Source organism: Micromonospora sp. PLK6-60 (assembly GCF_019890675.1).
Taxonomy (GTDB): Bacteria; Actinomycetota; Actinomycetes; order Mycobacteriales; family Micromonosporaceae; genus Micromonospora.
The window spans coordinates 64,968-81,525 of the sequence record NZ_JAIOAA010000001.1; the positions used below are offsets into that span (position 1 = coordinate 64,968).

14 protein-coding genes are annotated in these 16,558 nt (G+C 73.7%); 8 read left to right on the forward strand and 6 right to left on the reverse strand.

Annotation, left to right across the window (positions count from 1 at the left end; genetic code table 11):
• Positions 1-30: 30 nt before the first annotated feature.
• The 3 genes from K7640_RS00230 to K7640_RS00240 all read left to right on the forward strand — a co-directional run bounded on the left by K7640_RS00230 (position 31) and on the right by K7640_RS00240 (position 3,288).
• Positions 31-765, forward strand: a complete 735-nt coding sequence (locus K7640_RS00230; RefSeq protein WP_222952587.1) for a YqjF family protein — start codon at positions 31-33, stop codon at positions 763-765.
• A gap of 103 nt (positions 766-868) precedes the next feature.
• Positions 869-2,722, forward strand: coding sequence for a xylan 1,4-beta-xylosidase (locus K7640_RS00235; protein WP_222952588.1), 1,854 nt, complete (start codon positions 869-871; stop codon positions 2,720-2,722).
• Between the two features lie 38 nt (positions 2,723-2,760).
• Positions 2,761-3,288, forward strand: a complete 528-nt coding sequence (locus tag K7640_RS00240; protein WP_222952589.1) for a YcxB family protein — start codon at positions 2,761-2,763, stop codon at positions 3,286-3,288.
• A 59-nt stretch (positions 3,289-3,347) separates the two neighbouring features.
• Here the strand turns inward: K7640_RS00240 and K7640_RS00245 are convergent, their stop codons facing one another.
• The 5 genes from K7640_RS00245 to K7640_RS00265 are packed head-to-tail and all read right to left on the reverse strand — an operon-like array spanning position 3,348 to position 9,070.
• Positions 3,348-4,892 (reverse strand): DUF3131 domain-containing protein, encoded by a 1,545-nt coding sequence (locus K7640_RS00245; RefSeq protein WP_222952590.1) that lies wholly within the window; start codon positions 4,890-4,892, stop codon positions 3,348-3,350.
• A gap of 34 nt (positions 4,893-4,926) precedes the next feature.
• Positions 4,927-5,775 carry a carbohydrate ABC transporter permease gene (locus K7640_RS00250; protein ID WP_222952591.1) on the reverse strand — a complete coding sequence of 283 codons (849 nt, stop codon included), beginning with the start codon at positions 5,773-5,775 and terminating at the stop codon, positions 4,927-4,929.
• 2 nt (positions 5,776-5,777) lie between these two features.
• Complete coding sequence (locus tag K7640_RS00255; RefSeq protein ID WP_222952592.1) at positions 5,778-6,731, reverse strand: carbohydrate ABC transporter permease; 954 nt, start codon at positions 6,729-6,731, stop codon at positions 5,778-5,780.
• Between the two features lies 1 nt (position 6,732).
• Positions 6,733-8,004, reverse strand: a complete 1,272-nt coding sequence (locus K7640_RS00260) for a sugar ABC transporter substrate-binding protein (protein WP_222952593.1) — start codon at positions 8,002-8,004, stop codon at positions 6,733-6,735.
• Between the two features lie 37 nt (positions 8,005-8,041).
• Complete coding sequence (locus K7640_RS00265; RefSeq protein WP_222952594.1) at positions 8,042-9,070, reverse strand: LacI family DNA-binding transcriptional regulator; 1,029 nt, start codon at positions 9,068-9,070, stop codon at positions 8,042-8,044.
• Between the two features lie 112 nt (positions 9,071-9,182).
• On the opposite strand from K7640_RS00265, the gene K7640_RS00270 reads away from it, so the two are divergent.
• Complete coding sequence (locus K7640_RS00270; RefSeq protein ID WP_222952595.1) at positions 9,183-11,666, forward strand: beta-galactosidase; 2,484 nt, start codon at positions 9,183-9,185, stop codon at positions 11,664-11,666.
• Positions 11,667-11,741: 75 nt separating this feature from the next.
• Here K7640_RS00270 and K7640_RS00275 read toward each other — a convergent pair whose 3' ends face one another.
• Positions 11,742-12,854, reverse strand: coding sequence for a CapA family protein (locus K7640_RS00275; protein WP_222952596.1), 1,113 nt, complete (start codon positions 12,852-12,854; stop codon positions 11,742-11,744).
• Positions 12,855-13,433: 579 nt separating this feature from the next.
• Between K7640_RS00275 and K7640_RS00280 the strand changes: the two genes are divergently transcribed.
• The 4 genes from K7640_RS00280 to K7640_RS00295 are packed head-to-tail and all read left to right on the forward strand — an operon-like array spanning position 13,434 to position 16,557.
• Entirely contained in the window at positions 13,434-13,946 is a 513-nt protein-coding gene (locus K7640_RS00280; protein WP_222952597.1) for a flavin reductase family protein, read from the forward strand.
• Entirely contained in the window at positions 13,947-15,011 is a 1,065-nt protein-coding gene (locus K7640_RS00285) for an ABC transporter substrate-binding protein (RefSeq protein WP_222952598.1), read from the forward strand.
• Entirely contained in the window at positions 15,008-15,844 is an 837-nt protein-coding gene (locus K7640_RS00290) for an ABC transporter permease (RefSeq protein ID WP_222952599.1), read from the forward strand. The genes K7640_RS00285 and K7640_RS00290 overlap by 4 nt, the downstream gene beginning before the upstream one ends.
• On the forward strand, positions 15,820-16,557 hold the full coding sequence (locus tag K7640_RS00295; RefSeq protein ID WP_222952600.1) for an ABC transporter ATP-binding protein: 738 nt from the start codon (positions 15,820-15,822) through the stop codon (positions 16,555-16,557). The genes K7640_RS00290 and K7640_RS00295 overlap by 25 nt, the downstream gene beginning before the upstream one ends.
• The last annotated feature ends 1 nt before the right edge of the window (position 16,558 follow it).

Consider the following 16,558-nt stretch of genomic DNA (forward strand, 5'->3'; position numbering starts at 1 on the left):
GGCGGCGCCGGCGCGGGAGACGATGGGTAGGTGGATGTCGAGCCGATCGCGCACACCCCGCAGCCGGCGTTCTCCCGCTCGACCCTGCGGCAACGCTGGACGGACCTCACCTTCCTGCACTGGGCGGTCGCGCCGGAGGTCGTCGCGCCGCTGCTGCCCGCCGGCACCCGGCCGGACACGCTGGACGGGGTCAGCTACGTCGGCCTGATCGGGTTCCGGATGGTCGGGTTGGGGCTCGGCCTCGGCCCGCCGGTGCCGTATCTCGGCAGCTTCTGGGAGACAAACGTCCGGCTCTACTCGGTCGACGACACCGGCCGCCGGGCCGTGGTGTTCCGCTCGCTCGACGCGTCCCGGCTGGTTCCGGTGCTGGTGGCCCGGGCGACCCTGCGGCTGCCGTACCTGTGGTCGGCGATGCGGATCGAGCGCGACGGCGACCGCCGCGTCTACCGGTGTCGGCGCCGCTGGCCGGGGTCGACGGGGGCGACCAGCCGGATGGAGGTGCGGGTGGGTACGCCGCTGGCCGACCCGAGCCCCCTGGAGCACTTCCTCACCGCCCGCTGGGGCCTGCACACCCGGGCGTACGGGCGCACGCTGCACCTGCCGAACTGGCATCCGCGCTGGCCGTTGCACCGGGCCGAGCTGCTGCACCTCGACGACGAGCTGGTCGCCGCCGCCGGGCTGCCGGCGCCGGCCGGTCCGCCGGTCAGCGTGCTGTACTCCCCCGGCGTGGCGGTGCGGTTCGGCGTTCCCGCCGCCGTGGGCTGACCGGGCGGGCCGCGCGGCGCGCGGGCGTCGCGGCCGTCGCGGGGCGGTCGGTAACCGGTTACAGTCGACGAACCGGATCACCACGACCGCCAGGAGGACCCCGGTGACGAACGCCAGCGGAGCCCAGCCGTCCGACGCCCGGGCCGACTGGGCGGCCCGCATCGCCCGGCGCAGCGAGGAGGGCGGCGCCGCCGCGCTGCCCGACCTGCCGCCGCCGGCCGGGCTCACCGCCACCGCCGGCCACGGCCACGTCCGGCTCCGCTGGCAGCCGGTCGACGGCGCGGTCGGCTATCTGGTGCATCGCGCCACGCTGGACGGCGACCGGGTGTCCGGGCCGTTGCGCCCGGTGGACCACCTCGGCGGGGACGTGCTCTCCGTGCCCGACACCTGGTACGTCGACACCACCGGCACCCCCGGCCGGCGGTACGCGTACGCGGTGGCCGCCGTGCCGGAGGTGACCGTCACCGGGGCGCTGAGCGACCCGGTCCCGGCGGCCGCCCTGCCCGCCGCCGGCGAGCCGCCCACCGTCCACCTGCGCCTCGACGCGAACGCCACCGGCGGTCCGCTGCACCGGCCCTGGCAGCCGATGATCGGCTCCGAGCGGCTGTCCCAACTGCTCTGCCGGGAGCGCTCCGGTGGCCGGGAGATCGGCGCCGAACTGCTGGCCGCGCTGCGCCGGGTGCACGACGAGATCGGCGTGAGCACCGTGCGGGCGCACGCGATCCTGCACGACGACCTCGGCGTCTACCGGGAGGTCGACGGCGAGCCGGTGCACGACTTCAGCCGGGTGGACCAGGTCTACGACCTGCTGCTGGGCATCGGCATGACGCCGGTGGTGGAGCTCGGGTTCATGCCCCGCGACCTGGCCAGCGACCCGGAGCGCACCGTCTTCACCTACCGCGGCATCATCTCCCCGCCGCGCGACTGGGACCGGTGGGCCGGCCTGGTCCGCGCACTGGTGGCCCACCTGCGGGACCGCTACGGCGAGCAGGTGCTCGGCTGGGACTTCGAGGTGTGGAACGAGGCCAACCTGGAGGTCTTCTGGTCGGGCAGCCGGGCGGAGTGGATGCGGCTGTACGAGGTGACCGCCCGCGCGGTCAAGGACGTCGACCCCCGGATCCCGGTGGGCGGCCCGTCGTCGGCCGCCGCCGGCTGGGTGGACGACCTGCTGGCCCACGCCGCCACCACCGGCGCGCCGGTGGACTTCGTCTCCACCCACACGTACGGCAGCCCGCCGCTGGACCTGCGGCCCACCCTGGCCCGGCTCGGCTTCCCGGACGCCCGGATCCTGTGGACCGAGTGGGGGGTCACCCCCACCCACTTCCACCCGGTCAGCGACGGCACGTCGGCCGCCACCTTCCTGCTCAGCGGCATGCGGTCGGCGGCGGGCCGAGTCGACGCGCTGTCCTACTGGGTGGCCAGCGACCACTTCGAGGAGCTGGGCCGGCCGCCGCGGCTGCTGCACGGCGGTTTCGGCCTGCTCACCGTCGGCGGCATCGCCAAGCCGCGCTACCACGCCCTGCGGATGCTCGCCCAGCTCGGCGAGACCGAGCTTCCGGTGCGGGCCGACGGTGACGGCGCCGACGGCCTGGTGCAGACCTGGGCGAGCCGGCGGGCCGACGGCAGCCTCGCCATCCTGGTCTGGGCCGCCACCCTGGACCAGGGCAAGCGGGACGGCGATCCGGCGCTGGCCCGGCGGATCCGGCTGGTGGTCGACGGCGCGGCCGGCCGGCCCGCCCTGGTCTCCCGGCTGGACCGGGAGCACGGCGACGTGACCACGGTGGCGGACCGGCTGGGGGTCGCCGACTGGCCGACCGACGAGCAGTGGCCGGCGCTGCGCGCCGCCAACCAGCTCCCGGTGGAGAAGATGCAGCCGGCCGCCGAGGCCGGGGCCGCGGTGATCGAGCTGGACCTGCCGCAGCCGGGGGCGGTCCTGATCGAGCTGCCCGGGGCCTGAGCGCCACGGATGGCCGCCGGCCGGTAGGGTCGGCGACCGTGCGTATCCGGACCGAGGTTCAGCCCGACCGCCGGCGGTTGGCGGCGGCCCTCCGCCACGCCCAACGACGGCTGATCCTCGCCATCCGCGCCGGCGGGGTGATCTTCTGGCTGCTCGCCCTGATCTACCTGGCTCTCGGCGCGGAGGCCAGAGCCGTGCTGCACGCCGTCGGCGGGGCAGTCATCTTCTGGGCCGTACCGGCCTTCCTGATCTGGCTGGGCGGGTGGGCGAGCTGGCGGATCTACGGCATCCCGACGGGCTGGGAGTTCACCGACGACGGCGTGCACGCCCACAACGAGCTGATGGACTCGACGATCCGCTGGCCGGCGCTCAACCGGGTGACGCCGATTCCCGGCCAGCTGCTGTTCACCATCAACTGGTTCCAGGTCGTCCCGGTGCCCACCACCGACATGGCGCCGGAGGACCTGCGGACCCTGGTGCGTTTCCTGCGCGACCGTGGGCTGATCAGGGAGACGGACAGCGAGACCTTGGCGACGGTGTCGTCGGGCACCCAGCCGAGGAAGTAGGGCCGACATGCGGCGGTGGGGCCCTCGGTCGCCGACCGAGGGCCCCACGTCACGGCACGCTATGAGGCGGCTCCACGCAGTTGCGGGAGGTCCTGTCCGGCCGGCACGTTGAACGTCTCCTTGGCGATCAGCGGACGGATCCGGCGTTCGAACTGCGGCGAGACGAACGCGCGGCGGATCAGGTCGTGGCGCAGCTCGTTGCCGAGCGCCGCCATGATCATGGCCTGGTCGAGCGAGAGGTACCGCTTGGCCACCGTGCCGCTGCCGACCGCGACCGCGTCGTAGAAGCCGCCGGGCCCGTACGAGTCGAAGTCGGCCTTGAGCCGGGCCAGGTTGTCCACGACCGGCCCCTTGGCGTACGGCAGGGCGAGGAACGCCGCGTGCGGGGTGACCACGCCGTCGCCGTAGTCGGGTTCCGGGCCGGCCGGGCGGCAGTCGCCGAACCCGGCGTCGTACTTCGAGCGCTCCATGTCGGACGGGTAGCCGTCGGTGTCCATGCCCATCGCGTCGACGCCCCACGCCATGTACCCGCCGGCCGGGTCGCTCGCCGGGGAGAAGCCCCAGTAGCCGTAGCGGGCGTCGTTCATGCCGTGCTCGATCTGGCCGGCGACCGTCGCGGGGTGGTTGCGGCCCCAACTGTTGGGCGCCCAGCGCGCCTCGGGCACGAACAGGTCGGGCATCAGCGCCTCGAACATGTCGCCGCCCCAGCTGGGCACGAACTGGATGCCCCGGTACCGGTAGGCGCCCTCGTACACCGGCACGCCCAGGTGGCTGGTGTCGAAGCCGACCGGCTGCATCTCGTGCCAGCTCCAGTCGCAGCTGGCCGGCAGGGTGCGCATGGTGTGGTAGTAGGCCTCCGGCGGGATCTGGCCCGCCGCGATGCCGAGGTAGGTGGCGATGCGCGGCTCGGTGACCGTGATGTCGTAGTGGTTGCAGGTGAACCAGACGCCGGCGCGCTGCTGCGAGCAGCCCGGGGGTGGCGCGTCCCAGAAACCGCCGGCGATCAGGCCGCTGGCGCCGAACGGGGTCGCCGCGGCCGGGTTGTAGTAGAAGCCGAAGTTCATCTTCCGCAGGATCGCATCGGCCTTGCCGCGCAGCTGCGGCACGGCGCCCTTGACCACGTGCAGCGCGGCGGCGAGCCAGCCGTTGTCCACGCTGGACATGAACGGGTACACGGTGCTGCCGTCGTCGGGCCAGACCGTGACGACCGAGCCGTCGCGCGGGTCGTACCAGTTGTAGTACATGCCCGACGGGGTGTGGTGCTTGAGCCGGGCGAGGGTGTCGAGGGTCTTGCCCATCCGCTCGCGGGCCTCGGTGGGCGAGATGATGCCGAGGTCGCGGGCGACCACCGTGGACCACAGGTAGCCGCCGATGTTGGTGGGTGACGTGTAGGTGGACCGGCCGCCGGTGGCGAGGTCGCCGGTGATGTTGTCGGCGACCAGGCCGGTGCCGGGGTCGGTCATCGCGGTCATCGACCGCCAGGTGTCGCGGGCGTAGCCGAGCAGGGCGCGGTCGGCGGCGCGGTCGGCGGGCGCGGCGACGGCGGCCGAGCCGCCGGCCAGGGTGAGGGTCAGCGCGAGGAGCGGTGCGAGTAGGCGTCGCATGGGTCTCCTTGTCTGGTGCGGGGAGGGATCAGGGTCATTTGAGTCCGGTGGTGGCGATGCCGCGCAGGAAGTGCCGTTGCAGGACCACGAACAGGACGAGGACCGGGAGCACGACGATCACGGCGCCGGCGAGGAGCGGGCCGTAGTAGATGCGGTTCTGGCCGACGCTGAACAGCGCGAGCGCGACCGGCAGGGTGTACTTGTCCTCCGTGGTCGCCACCACCAGCGGCCAGAGGAAGTTGTTCCACGACTGCAGGAAGGTGAGGATGCCGAGGGTGGCCAGCGCCGGGCGGCACAGCGGCAGCACCACCCGCCAGAAGATCCGGAATTCCCCGGCGCCGTCGACCCGGGCCGCCTCGATGAGTTCGTCGGGGATCGACTGGAGGAACTGCCGCATCAGGAAGACGCCGAACGCGCCGACCAGGAACGGCAGGATCAGGCCGGCGTAGGTGTTGGCCAGGCCCATGTTGCTGACCAGCACGAACTGCGGGACGAACGTCACCATGCCGGGCACCATCAGCATGCCGAGCACGGCCAGGAAGAGCACCCGCTTGCCGGGATAGCGCAGCTTGGCCAGGGCGTATCCGACGAGCGAGCAGAACAGCAGGTTGCCGGCGGTCACCGCGGTCGCGACCAGCAGCGAGTTGAAGAAATAGAGCGGGAAGTCGAGCCCGGAGAACAGGTCGCGGTAGTTGCCGAGGGTGGCCGTCTCGGGCCACCAGGTCGGCGGCACCGCCCGGATCTCCCGCTCCGGCTTGATGGACGAGAGCGCCATCCAGACGAACGGCCCGGCCACGGCGAACAGGCCGAGGATCAGGACGGCGTAGAGCGCGGCCCGCGCGACCCGGTCCCGGGTACGCAGGGCGGTGTTGGCCGAGGCCATCGTCAGCTCCTCTCCCGCAGCAGGCGGAACTGCACGGCGGACAGCGCCACGATCGCCAGGAAGAGCACGTAGCTGGCCGACGCCGCGTAGCCGTAGTTGCCGAACCCGAACTGGTTGTAGATGTGGAACGAGACCGACAGGGTCGAGGAGAGCGGGCCGCCCTGCGTCATCACGAACGGCTCCTCGAAGAGCTGGAGGAAACCGATGCCGGTGACCACCCCGCCGAACAGCAGCGTCGGGCGCAGCATCGGCAGGGTGACGTTGCGGAACTGCTGCCAGCGCGTCGCGCCGTCGAGCGTGGCCGCCTCGTAGAGGTCGGCCGGCACCGCCTGGAGCCCGGCCAGGAAGATCACCATCAGGAACCCGAAGTTGCGCCACGCCGCCATGACGGTCAGCGACGGCAGCGCGAGGTTGGTGTCGTAGAGCCAGCTCGGCCCGTCGATCCCGACCAGCCGCAGCAGGTTGTTGACCAGGCCGATCTCCGGGTCGAGCAGGAAGCGCCAGACCACCGCGATCGCCACGATGCTGCTCACCACCGGCAGATAGAAGCCGACCCGGAACAGCGTCCGGAAGCGGACGAGTCCGGAGTTGAGCGCGCTGGCGGCGGCCAGCGCCAGCACCATGGTCAGCGGTACCCCGACGACGACGAAACCGAGCGTGTTGACCGCCGCGCGCAGGAAGAGCCGGTCGGCGAAGAGCCGGGTGTAGTTGTCGAGGCCGACGAAGTTGACGGCGAGCGGGTTACGCAGGTCGGTGGAGCGCAGGTCGGTGAAGCTCATGACCAGCGAGACCACCACGGGCAGCGCCATGAACACGACGAACAGGACGGTGAACGGCGCGGAGAACAGCCAGCCGGTCAGCGCCTGCCGCAGGCGCTGCCGCCGCACCGGGAGGGCGGGACGGCCGGGGCTGGTCGCCGCGGCCGTCCGCGCCGGCGCCGTGGAGGCGCTGCTCATCTCAGCTCCCGGTCCCGATGGCGCTCGCCTGTTCCTGGATCGCCTTCGCGGTCGCGGCCGGGTCGGCGTTCTGCTTGCACAGCTTCTCGATCTCGGTGTCGACCACGGAGGCGATCTGCTCCCAGGTCGGGATCGCCGGCGGCGCCTTGGCGCTGGTGAGCTGATCGCCGAAGGTGGCCAGGTAGGTGTCGCCGGAGAGCGTCTGGTCGTCCCAGGCCGCCTGGACGGCCGGCAGGTCCTTGACCGCCTGGTACCACTTGACCTGCACCTCGGGCTTGCTCAGCCACTGCACGAACTTCCAGCCGGCGTCCCGGTTCTTCGCGTCCTTGAACACGGCGAGGCTGCTGCCGCCGATGAACGAGGTGGACGACTTCTTCATCGGCATCCGGGCGACCGCGTACTTGTCCTTGAAGCCGGCGCCGCCCTGCTCCTCGACGATGCCCATGTGCCAGGGGCCGGAGATGAACGCGCCGATGTCACCCTTGACGAAGCCGGGCTCCAGCGAGCCCTCCGGCAGCGCGGTCGGGGCCAGTCCCTCGGTGAAGAAGGACTGGTAGTAGCCGAGCGCCTCGGCCGTCTCGGGCGTGTCGAAGGTCAGCTTGTCCGCGCTGGCCACCTCCGCGCCGTTGGACCAGGCGAACGGCAGGACCGACTGCCAGCTGCCGGTCTTGGTGGGCGGCTGGAGGTTGATGCCCCACTTGGCGCCGGCCTTCTCCTGCATGCCCTTGGCCATGGCCTTGAGGTCGTCCCACGACTTCGGGCCGTCCGGGAAGCCGGCGCGGGCGGCCAGGTCCTTGCGGTAGAAGATCAGCCGGGTCTCGACGTACCAGGGGACGCCGTACGAGGCGCCGTCGACGATGGTGGTGTCCCAGGCGCCGGGGAAGAAGTCCTCCTTCTTGATCAGATCCGGTGGGGTCGGGTCGAGCGCGCCGGTCTTGGCGAACTCGCCCTGCCAGGTGGTGCCGATCATCGACACGTCCGGGGTCTGCTTGGCGGCGATGGCGCTGGCGAGCTTCTGGTGCGCCGCGTCCCACGGCACCGCCGTCACGGTGACCTTCGCGTCGGGGTTCTCGGTGGAGAACTCCTTGGCGAACTCGCCGAGCTTCTCGCCCTCGGCGCCCATCGCCCAGACGGTGATCTCTCCGCTCGCCTTGCCGCCGCCGACGGACTTCGCCTCGTCCTGGCCGCCGCCGGAGTCGCGGCCGCAACCGGCCAGCGCGACCGACGCGGCCAGGACCAGCGTGGCCGCGGTGGCCAACCGCGTGCTTCTCATCTCGTACCTCCTGGGTTTAGGGGTCTTGCCGTGGTGGTCATCGGGCGGTGCCCGGGCTCGGCGCCGGGCAGCCGCAGCTGCCGCGCAGGACGAGCTCGGTGGGCAGCACGAGGCTGCCGTGCGGGGTGTCGTCGGGCCGGCCGGCGGCGGTCAGCAGCAGCCGGGCCGCCTCGGCGGCCAGTTCGCGTACGGGTTGCCGGACGGTGGTGAGGGCCGGGGTGACCAGGGCGCTGGTCGGCACGTCGTCGAAGCCGGTGATGACGAGGTCCTGCGGCACCCGCAGGCCCCGGCCGAGCGCGCCGACCAGCACGCCGAGGGCGGTCTCGTCGTTGGCGCAGACCACCCCGCCGGGCAGCGGCTCGCCGCCGACCAGCAGCCGCTGCGCGACGAGCACCCCGTCGGCCTGCTGCAGGCCGACGGCGACGGGTTCGGCCGGCGGGGTGACGCCCAGGTCGCGGTGGGCCTGCCGGAAGCCGGCCCACCGCTCGCTGACGTCGGGCGAGCCCTCCGGGTTGCCGACGAAGACCAGGTCCCGCAGTCCGTGGTCGGCGAGCAGGTGCCGGGTGAGCGCCGCCATGCTGCCGGGGTTCTCGGCGCGTACCGAGGCGATGTCGCCCGGTCCCGGGCCCGCGATCACCACCACCGGGACCCGCGCGGCGAGGCGGAGCAGCGCGTCATCGGAGACGGTGCCGCCGATGACGGCCACGCCGTCGACCCGGCGGCCCATTTCCAGCACCTGGGCGTCGGAGTCGGAGCGCAGGTGCGTGCAGAGGATGTGCACGCTGGCCCGCGACGGCCCGGCCTCGGACTCGAAGCCCTGGATGAGTTCGGTGAAGTAGGGGCCGGAGAGGCCGGGGAAGACCAGGCCGAGGGCGCCGTGCCGGCCGGCGGCCAGGGCCCGGCCGAGGTGGTCGGGACGGTAGCCGTGCTTCTCGATCGCCTCCAGGACCCGGCGGCGCATCTCCTCGGAGACCTGCCCGGTGCCGTTGGAGACCCGGGAGACGGTGGCCACGGAGACGCCGGCGATTCGCGCGATCTCGCGGACCGTCATGCGGCTGTTGCTCATCGCTCCCTCGATCCGTAACGTGCGGGAAACAGAAACCGGTTACAGCGACGATAGGCAGCAGAGACGTAGTTCACAAGCCTCAGATCCACAAACTTCAAGGAGTCGCGCCCCGATGACAGACGTGCTGCTGCGGGACCGCCGGATCCTCGTCGACGGCCGGCCCGAGCTGCTGCTCGCCGGCGAGGTGCACTACTTCCGCCTCGCCCGCGCCGACTGGGCGGACCGGCTCGACCGGCTCCGCGACTGCGGCGCGGACACCGTCGCCACCTACGTGCCGTGGCTCTGGCACGAGCTGCCGGACGGCTCCGTCGACCTGACCGGGCGTACCCACGAACAGCGTGACCTGGCCGGCTTCCTCGACCTGGCGCACCGGCGTGGGCTGCGCGCGGTGGTGCGCCCCGGGCCGTTCGTGATGGCCGAGCTGAAGAACGAGGGCATCCCGCACCGGGTGTACGACGCGCACCCGCACCTGCTCCCGGTCAGCTGGGACGGCGCGCCGGTGCGCACCCGCACCCTCGACTACCTGGCCCCGGAGTTCCTCGCCGCCGCCGACGGCTGGTACGCCCAGGTGATGCCCGTGATCGCGGCCCGCCTCGCGCCGCGCGGCGGCCCGGTGGTGGCGGTGCAACTGGACAACGAGATCGGGATGCTCTCCTGGGTGACCAACTCCCCCGACCTCACCGACGGGCTCTGCGCCGACCTGGCCCGGTGGGCCGTCCAGCGGTACGGCGCCGAGGTCGCCGCGGCGCGGGTCGGCGCCGACCCGGCCGACCCGCCGGCCTGGGCGGCCGCGCTGCGCGGCCCGGCCGAGGAGCACTCCCTGGCACTGCACGACGACCTCGGCCGCTACTCGCGCGACCGCTACCGCCGGTACGTGGCGGCGCTGCGCGCGAGCGCCGAACGGCACGGGGTGACCGGCGTGCCGTTCCTGGTCAACGTGCACGGCACCGACCAGGGGCGGGGGCGCACCTTCCCGATCGGGATCAGCCAGCTCATGGCGTCCTGGCACGGCCAGCCGCAGCTCACCGCCGGCTCCGACCACTACCTCGGCGACCTGACCGTCGGCAACGTCGCCGACCTGTACGTGGCCAACGCCTTCCTCGCCGCCACCCAGGACAGCGACCAACCGCTGACCTGCCTGGAGTTTGAGGCGGGCGACGGCGACTACGACGAGGACCTGTCGAGGCTGCTTCCGCCGGAGGCGGTCGAGCTGAAGACGCGGCTCTGCGTGGCGCAGGGCAACCGGCTGCTCAACCTCTACCTGTTCGCCGGCGGCCACAACCCGCCGCTGGCCGAGCCGGTCGGCGACGGCAACGACCGGATCGCGTTCACCGGCGAGCGGCACGGCTTCGCCGCCCCGGTCGGCCCGGAGGGACGACTCAACCCGACGTACGCCGCCACCCGGCGGGCCCTGCACGCCGTACGCGGGGCGGCGGACCTGCTCGCCGACGGCGACGAGGAACACGACGGGTTCGCCCTCGGTTTCGTGCCCGACCACTACCTGACCGAGTACCACCATCCGGCGTCGGCCAGCCGGACGGCGCAGGTCGCCGAGCTGGAACGGTTCCGGGGCATGGGCGCGCGGGACGTGCTGGCCCGCGCGCTGCTGCTGGCCGGCTACTCGTTCCCCGCGGTGCTCCTGGCGGCGCCGTCGGGCGGCGCGGCCGTGACGCCGGAGGGCCGGGCACCGCAGGCGGACACCGGGGCGCAGGGGTGGGACGGCGCGGCGCAGGGGCCGGACGGCGGGCCGCCGGTGCTGGTGCTGGCCAGCGCGCCCACCCTCGGCCGGGACGTCCAGCGACGGCTGGTCGACCGGCTGCACGCCGGCGGCCGGCTGCTGCTGCACGGCCCACTGCCCGTCCGCGACCACGCCGGCACGCGGTGCACCCTGCTGGCCGACGCGCTCGGGCTACGGCCCGACGGCTGGCGGGAGAGCGGGCCGCACTACTTCCCGTCGGTGGTCGGTCGGGGCTGGGCGGCCGGCCCCGCCGAGGTCCGGGTCGGCTACGCCCAACTGCTCGCCGGGGACGGCGAACGGCTGCTGACCGAGGTCGGCTCCGGCCGGCCGTGCGGCGTCGAGGTGACCGTGGGCGCCGGCCGGGCCGTGGTGATCGCCGCCGGCTACCCGTGCCACCTGGACTTCTGGCGCGCGGCGCTGCGCCGGCTCGGCGTACGCCCCCGGCTGCGACACGACGCGGACCGTGCCGGGCTGGTGCTCACCTCCACCGTGGACCGCGCCGGCCAGCGGCTGCTGCACCTGGTCAACGTCGCCCCGTCGGCGGTCGAGTTCGGGCTGTGGCACCGGGACCGGCCGGTGCTGTCCGGCCGGCGGCTGCGGATCGGTGCCCGCGCCGGGCTGATGCTGCCGGCCGGCGTCCGGGTCGGGCCGGCCACGCTGCTGGAGAGCAGTTGCGAGCTGGTCGCCCGCGCCGGCGCGGAGGTGCTGCTGCGGCCGACCCAGACCGAGGACGTCGCGGTCTTCGCCACCGACCGGCCGGTACGCGCCGACCGGGGTGCGGTCAGCGTCGCCGACGGGCGCGCCACGCTGACCGTGCGGGCGCCGGACGGCGAACCGGTGCGGGTCCGCATCGGCTGACCGCCGCACCGGCACGGGCCGACGCCGACACTGCCGCCGACATGCGGGCGGACCGCCGTCGTCGGTCCGCGCGGGTCAGGGCCGCTTCGGCGCGAGGCCGGTGCACCGGCGTGCCGTGGCGACCCGCTCCTCGATCCGGTCCCGGGCCGCGCCGGAGACGAGCACCGGCTGCCCGCTGCCCGAGACGGTCGCCGGCAGGAACTCGGTGCGGGTCACCGCCCGCCCGCGCACGGTCAGCCGCAGCACCCCGGAGTCGGTGCTGCGCGAGCCGGCGTACCAGAGGAAGTTGCCGAGGCCGTAGTGCACGTAGGTCCGGCCCTGCCAGCCGTCGCCGAGCAGGGTGTGCGCGTGGGCGCCGACCACGATGTCCGCGCCGGCCCCGGCCAGCCGGCGGGCGAAGGACGTCATCTCCCCGGTCGGGCAGGGGTTGCCCTCGATCCCCCAGTGCATGAAGACGATCACCAGGTCGGCCCGGTCACGGGCCGCCCGCACGGCGGCGACGGCCCGGTCGGTGTCGAAGGCCATCGCGATGCCCGGCCGGGTGTCCGTCGCCTTCCACTGCGCGGCCAGCTCGTGCACCTGCGACATGCCGAGCACCGCGACCCGCACACCCCGGACGGTGGTCAGCCACGGCGCGTACGCCGCGTCGGCGGTGCGCCCCGCGCCGAACACCGGGACGTTCGCCGCCGCCGCCGCGTCGAGGGTGTCCAGCAGCCCCACCCGGCCGTAGTCGAGGGTGTGGTTGTTGGCCAGCGACACGGCGTCGATCCCCGCGGCCCGCAGCGCCGGGTACGCGGCCTTCGGCGCCCGGAACTGGTAGCGCTTGGGCTGCGCGGTGCCGCCGCTGGTCACCGCGGTCTCAAGGTTGACCAGGGTGAGGTCGGCGTCGCGGAGCACCGACGTGATGGGGCCGAACGCCGTCGGCGGGTCGTCGAGCAGGCGCCGCGTCCGGCCCGTGAAGTGCACGTCCCCGGCGAAGGCCAGGCGCAGCTCGGCCGGCGGGCCGGTGGCCGAGCCGGTGGCGCTCGGCGTCGCTCCGACGTGCGCCGTCGTCGCGGCGCCCGGCGTCGTGGTGGCCGAGGGCCTCGCGTCGGCCGGCGGTCGGTCCGCTCCCCCGGTGTCGCAGCCGGCCAGCGCCGCCCCGACCGCGAGGACCGCCACCGCCGCACGTGCCCTGGTGCCGATCATCCGCACAGGATAGTGAGCCCGGGGCGGCACCGGGGACCCTCGCCGGATCACGTGAGGCGCGGCAGGGTGGCGGGTTCCGTGCGGTTGGTCGCGCGGCGGCGGCCAGGGCCGGGGCGCCGGCGGCGTCGCACTCCTGCGCCAGCCGATGGGCGCGGGCCGCCGCGGTGGTGGCGCGGGATGTTCCAGCGCCGCCAGCTCGGCCAGCGATCGCCGGGCGGCCGGTGCTCCCGGGGGCTTCTCGTCGCCCGTTCGCGGTCGTGGGCCGGCCCACCGTCCCAGCATCCGAATTCCTATTTAGCCTGTAGGGATTATGGGTTAGGTTGATAGCCATGATCAGCCAGGCCACCTCCCTCGACGGCACCACGGTCGCCGTGTCCCGGGGTTGCTGCCGTGGCTGGACCACCGCGCGCGGCTGCTGCCGCTGAACGCGCACGCCTGACTTCTCCCTGCCGCCGCGCCACCGGCTCGACGACGAGCCGCGGCGCGCCCGCACCCCGATCAACGGCCGCACGTCGCCGCCGCGCGTCCCCCGCGCGGGGAGCCGGCGCACCCCCGTCGTTCTCGATCAGGAGGAACGTCATGACCGTCATCGACGAATCACCCACCCGGGTCGACCCCGACCTGTTCCGCGCCCTGCTGCGCCGGCAGGCCGCGTCGGTCGCGGTGGTCACCGCCGCCGGCGACCCGCCGGTGGGGTTCACCGCGACGTCGTTCACGTCGGTGTCGCTGCGCCCGCCGCTGGTGTCGTTCTGCCTGGCCCGGTCGTCGTCGAGCTGGCCGACCGTGGCCGGCGCGGAGCACGTCGGGGTGCACCTGCTCGGCGAGGCGCAGCGGGAGGTCGCCCGGACGTTCGCGACCAGCGGCATCGACCGGTTCGCCGCGCACCCCGGCTGGCGGCCCGGCCCGTACGGGGTGCCGTTGCTGGACGAGCCGGTCGCCTGGCTGCTGTGCCGGGTCACCGAACGGGTGCTCGCCGGCGACCACGCCATCGTGCTGGCCGAACCGCTCACCGGCCGCTACGGCGAGGGCGCCCCCCTGCTCTACCACATGGGGCGCTACGCCGCCCTGCAGCCATCCACGAAGGAGTCGTAAGTGAAGTCCGCACCCCACATCGATCGCCGGTCACTGCTGTCCGCCACCCTCGGCGCGGTCGCGCTGGGCCTGACCGGCTGCGCCGGCGAGAAGACGCCGAGCACGGTACTGGCCGCCGGCGCGCCGCTGCCCGAGTCCGTGCCGAAGGGCACCCGGCTCGTGGTGGGCGACAAGGAGCACCAGAAGGCGCTCGAGTTCTCCGGCGAGGTGGAGAAGTTCTCCTTCCAGGTGGAGTTCGCCAACATCAGCGGCGGTCCGCAGACCCTGGAGGCGTTCCGGGCCGACGCCCTCGACCTCGGCTCGGTGGCGGACATCCCGCCGATCCACTCCCACTGGACGGGCATCCCCACCAAGATCGTCGCGTCGAAGTTCCGCCAGGACCCGCTGCACCACGCCATCTACCGGCTCGGCGTCGCGCCCGGCGTCGCGGTTGGCAGCCTCGCCGACCTGCGCGGCAAGAAGATCGCGTACAGCCCGGGACAGGCGCAGGGCGCGCTGGTGCTGCGGGTGCTGCGCAAGGCCGGGCTGACCAAGAAGGACGTCACGCTGATCGAGCTGGCCAGCACCGGCGACGTCTACCCGACCGCGCTCGCCAGCCGCCAGGTCGAGGTCGCCCCGATCGGGGGCGTGCAGGTCAAGCGGTACGAGGCCAAGTACGCGCGGGACGGCGCCCACACCATCGCGCACGGCCTGCGCGACGACCCCGGCCACCTGTACGCGCCGGTCAGCGTGCTGGGCGACCCGGGCAAGGCGGCCGCGATCCGGGAGTACGTGCAGGCGTGGGCGCGGGCCTGGCGGTGGCGGGAGGCCAACCCGCAGGAGTGGATCGAGCGGTACTACGTCAAGGACCAGGGCCTCAGCGCCGACGACGGCCGGTGGCTGGTGGACAACGCCGGGGTCTCCGACATCCCGGCCAGCTGGACCGAGGCCATCGGCCGGCACCAGGAGACCATCGACCTGCTGGCCGAGGAGACCGGCAACAAGCCGCTGAAGGCCGAGGACCTGTACGACCGGCGCTACGAGTCCGTCGCCGCGGACGCGCTCGCCAAGGGGGTCGCCCGATGACCGCCTCGGTGCTCACCCGCCCCCGCACGGCGGCGGCGGAACCGGCCAACCGGCCACGCCGTCGGCTGCGACCCGGACGCCCCATCCCGTTCGGGGCGGCGATCGGCCCGCTGCTGCTGTTGGCGGTCTGGGCGCTCGGCTCGGCGACCGGCTGGCTCGACCCGCGTACCCTCTCGGCGCCGTGGACCGTGGTGACGACGGCGGGTGACCTCATCGCGGACGGCCGGCTGCCGGCGAACCTGGCCGTCTCGGCCCAGCGGGCCGCCCTGGGCCTGGGCATCGGCACCGTCATCGGCACGGTGCTGGCGGTGGTCGCCGGCTTGAGCCGGTGGGGTGAGGCCGTCGTCGACGGTCCGATCCAGATCAAACGGGCCGTCCCGGCGCTGGCGCTGGTGCCGCTGCTGATCCTGTGGCTCGGCATCGGTGAACAGATGAAGGTCACCACCATCGCGCTGGGCGTCTTCGTGCCCGTCTACATCCACACCCACAACGGGCTGCGCAGCATCGACAGCCGGTACGTCGAGCTGGGCGAGTCGCTGCGGCTGCGGCGCACGGCGTTCCTGCGCCGGATCGTGCTGCCCGGCGCGCTGCCCGGCTTCCTGCTGGGCATGCGGTTCGCCGTGGTCGGCGCCTGGCTGGCCCTGGTGGTGGTCGAGCAGATCAACTCGACGAGCGGCATCGGCTACATGATGGATCTCGCCCGCCAGTACGGCCAGACCGACGTGATCATCGTCGGGCTGGTGCTGTACGGACTGCTCGGGTTGCTCTCCGACGGCGCCGTACGACTCGTGCAGAGGAGGGCGTTGTCGTGGCGACGCACGCTGGCGGACTGACCGCCACCCGCCCGGTACGGGTGCGGGACCTGGCCCGCGGGTTCGGTGACCGCACCGTCCTGGACGGCCTCGACCTGACCATCGGCGCGGGCGAGTTCGTGGCGCTGCTGGGGCGCAGCGGTTCGGGCAAGAGCACCCTGCTGCGGGCGCTCGCCGGGCTGGACGGCGAGGTGACCGGCTCGGGCCTGGTCGACGTGCCGGCGAACTCCTCGGTGGTGTTCCAGGACGCCCGGCTGCTGCCGTGGCAGCGGGTGCTGGACAACGTCGTGCTCGGCCTGCGCGGTCCGGACGCCGCCGAACGCGGCCGGGCGGCCCTGGCCGAGGTGGGGCTCGCCGGCCGGGACCGGGCCTGGCCGAGCGAGCTGTCCGGCGGTGAACAACAGCGGGTGGCGCTGGCCCGGGCCCTGGTGTCCGAACCGGAGCTGCTGCTGGCCGACGAGCCGTTCGGCGCGCTGGACGCGCTGACCCGGCTACGCATGCACGACCTGCTGCGCCGGCTGTGCGATCGGCACCGGCCGGCGGTGCTGCTGGTCACGCACGACGTGGACGAGGCGATCACCCTCGCCGACCGGGTGCTGCTGCTCGACGCCGGCCGCATCGCGGTGGACCTGTCCATCGACCTGCCGGCGCCCCGGTCGTACCGGCAACCGGCGTTCCTCGCCCACCGGGAGTCCCTGCTGCGGGCGCTCGGCGTCGACCCGACGGAAGGATGAC

Bases quoted from the DNA above. Each gene is read 5' to 3' on its own strand.
- K7640_RS00245 (WP_222952590.1), bottom strand. From the start codon at position 4,892: ATGCGACGCCTACTCGCACCGCTCCTCGCGCTGACCCTCACCCTGGCC.
- K7640_RS00250 (WP_222952591.1), bottom strand. From the start codon at position 5,775: ATGGCCTCGGCCAACACCGCCCTGCGTACCCGGGACCGGGTCGCGCGG.
- K7640_RS00255 (WP_222952592.1), bottom strand. From the start codon at position 6,731: ATGAGCAGCGCCTCCACGGCGCCGGCGCGGACGGCCGCGGCGACCAGC.
- K7640_RS00260 (WP_222952593.1), bottom strand. From the start codon at position 8,004: ATGAGAAGCACGCGGTTGGCCACCGCGGCCACGCTGGTCCTGGCCGCG.
- K7640_RS00265 (WP_222952594.1), bottom strand. From the start codon at position 9,070: ATGAGCAACAGCCGCATGACGGTCCGCGAGATCGCGCGAATCGCCGGC.
- K7640_RS00270 (WP_222952595.1), top strand. From the start codon at position 9,183: ATGACAGACGTGCTGCTGCGGGACCGCCGGATCCTCGTCGACGGCCGG.
- K7640_RS00275 (WP_222952596.1), bottom strand. From the start codon at position 12,854: ATGATCGGCACCAGGGCACGTGCGGCGGTGGCGGTCCTCGCGGTCGGG.
- K7640_RS00280 (WP_222952597.1), top strand. From the start codon at position 13,434: ATGACCGTCATCGACGAATCACCCACCCGGGTCGACCCCGACCTGTTC.
- K7640_RS00290 (WP_222952599.1), top strand. From the start codon at position 15,008: ATGACCGCCTCGGTGCTCACCCGCCCCCGCACGGCGGCGGCGGAACCG.